2 protein-coding genes and 2 pseudogenes are annotated in these 2,361 nt (G+C 59.0%); 3 read left to right on the plus strand and 1 reads right to left on the minus strand.

The features are described from left to right. Positions 1–333 precede the first annotated feature (333 nt). A pseudogene (locus L5014_RS38440) lies at positions 334–435 on the plus strand (EamA/RhaT family transporter); the annotation flags it as partial. Positions 436–583: 148 nt separating this feature from the next. Beyond that, positions 584–787, plus strand: a complete 204-nt coding sequence (locus tag L5014_RS38445; RefSeq protein ID WP_238469079.1) for a cold-shock protein — start codon at positions 584–586, stop codon at positions 785–787. 176 nt (positions 788–963) lie between these two features. On the opposite strand, the gene L5014_RS38450 is transcribed toward L5014_RS38445, so the two are convergent. After that, positions 964–1,725: an H-NS family nucleoid-associated regulatory protein gene (locus L5014_RS38450; protein ID WP_238469080.1), complete on the minus strand. Its 762-nt coding sequence runs from the start codon at positions 1,723–1,725 to the stop codon at positions 964–966. A gap of 404 nt (positions 1,726–2,129) precedes the next feature. On the opposite strand from L5014_RS38450, the pseudogene L5014_RS38455 reads away from it, so the two are divergent. Further along, positions 2,130–2,248, plus strand: a pseudogene (locus L5014_RS38455) (H-NS histone family protein); the annotation flags it as partial. Between the last annotated feature and the right edge of the window lie 113 nt (positions 2,249–2,361).

Genomic DNA, 2,361 nt, shown 5'->3' on the forward strand with positions numbered 1-2,361 from the left:
CTCACGAACCATGGATCACTTACACCCAATGCGGCTTCGAACAGCTTGCTGTGCATGACCTGCCTTCGTCTTGGTTATGGATAAACCGGGACGATACCACCCACTGAAAATTCAACAGAGGCTTAATTAAATTATCGACGGTGGCTGGTTTGCGTAGGCATGGCCGCGGTCTCAGTATCCGCTGTCGCAGGCAGCGATACGAACCGGAGTGCCGACAGCGCGGCGGGCGGTTCAAGAAATTCCTCAGGCGGTGGTTACTGAACCCGGCGAGCCGTATCGCGCGGTCCGTCGCCCGCACGGCCGGTTCGGGTTGTTGCGGTCTGCGCCCACTTGGCCGCGCTCGCCTCGACGCTGCACTACGGCATTGCCGCCAACCATACGAATCGTCACCTGACTGGCGTCGACGCGCTCACGGTGGCTACCGGCACCATGACGACGGGCGGGCGAAAACCGGTCCGTGTGCGGTCCGTGGACCTGCGGATTGGCAGGCCTCATTCGGCGTGGTACAAAGTCTTCCGTCGCGGGCGCTCGCTCTGCGGTACTGCGGTCGCGAATGCGACGTTCAACATCTACAGGTTCAAAAATGGCAACGGGTACAGTGAAGTGGTTTAACGATGCAAAGGGCTTTGGTTTCATCACGCCGGACGAAGGCGGCGAAGACCTGTTTGCACACTTCTCCGAAATCAGGACGGAAGGCTTCAAGTCTTTGCAGGAAAACCAGAAAGTCAGCTTCGAAGTGAAGATGGGGCCCAAGGGCAAGCAGGCCGCCAATATCAAGCCGGTCTAAGCGGCGCGCGTATTATCCGGACAAGTGACCCGCCCTGCGCGGGTCAAGTTTTTTAGATTCAGCGTGTCAGGCGTCCGCGCACCAGGTGGCATTCCGGTGCACCACCTGGTCATGAGAGCGGGACCGACAAGCCCCGCTTCTGACCATTCACTCCACTGACGATCAGGTCGCGTCAATCACGCGGCGACGGGCGCCGAGGCGCTGTCACTGGCGGCTGCAACTGCGACCGGATTCTGCGGTGCCCGCTTCGCAGGTGCCTTCCTCGCCAGCGATTTTTTCGCCGCAGTTTTCTTGATCGCAGCCTTCTTCGCCGGTGCCGGGTTTGTTACTGCCTTGACCTTCTTTGCGGCGACCGTTTTCCCCGTTACCTTTTTGGTCGCGACTTTTTTCACGGTTGCCTGCCTGGGCGAAACGGCCTTTGAGCCCGCGGTGCCCTCTTCCGCGGCAACAATCAGAAACTTCGAACGATCTTTAGCACCCGCCAGCCATGCCGGTGCCCGACCCCGGCCACTCCATGTCGCTCCACTCTTTGGATCACGATATTTCGGCGCCTGGGCGCCCTTCGCGTAGTTGCCCGCCTTTGCGGGTTTCTTTGCAGCAATGGCCTGTTGTGCAGTGCTGCTGTCAATCAGGAACTTCGTCCGGTCACGTGCGCTCGCGATCCACGCCGGCGCGCGGCCGTGCCCCGTCCAGGTGGCACCCGTCTTCGGATGACGGTACTTCGCGGATGCCGCAGGCCTGGCAACCGTCGCGGCGCCTGGCTTGCGGCCACGTTTCTTGCCGACGGTATGGGCTTTGATGTCTGCAATGGTCAAGCCATGCTTTTCCATGATGTCCCGAATCTTCGCGATGACACCGGACGACTGCTTCGCGGCAAGCGCTGCGGCCAGGGCCTGCAATCTGGCGATTTTCGCCTGCACGTTTTCAAGCGTAGCCATTCATTTCCTTTTTCTATTCGTAGTAGTCGCCGAACTATGCCAGTAAGTAAGGCGCAGGTCGAGAGTGGCGCGCCACAATTCAGAAATGCCCCAACCCGAAACGAACAATTGGGATCTTTAGTCGGCTTTGGATAAGGCGAACTGACGGATGAGTGACTGTGACCGGCGGGCTAGGATGACGGCTATAGCAGGAGCTCTCGCACCCGGATTCACTCAGCCTCGGCGCCGGAATCACGACTGCTAAAACGCGGCCTGACGAGATACCTGCCGCTTAATCTTCTGCTGGGAAGCGGTGGTTGCCCTTCCCCGACCCAGCGCGATTGAGCAGATCGAATCCGATTCCGACTGGTTGTCGGCAGATCATCTGGAAGAACAGTCGGACGGTAGTCATGGATGAAAACGATATGGATGAACGAAAGCGGAACAGCATATTGCTTATCTCCGCCACCGGTTGGAAGAATTTGGCATTGAGCCGGACGACCTGGCTTCTGCAATAGCAGGCGATCAGGTCATGCGTAAGCGACGATTTCAGCACACGGCATGGCAGCTTGCGGGCAATTGAAGGTCGAGCGTAGCCGCGTCGCGGCGATCATAATCGAGCGGCGACGTTGGCGTGGAGGCGATGGAAGTCAGTCA

Origin of the sequence: Paraburkholderia tagetis, from assembly GCF_022213065.1 — a bacterium.
Taxonomy (GTDB): Bacteria; Pseudomonadota; Gammaproteobacteria; order Burkholderiales; family Burkholderiaceae; genus Paraburkholderia; species Paraburkholderia tagetis.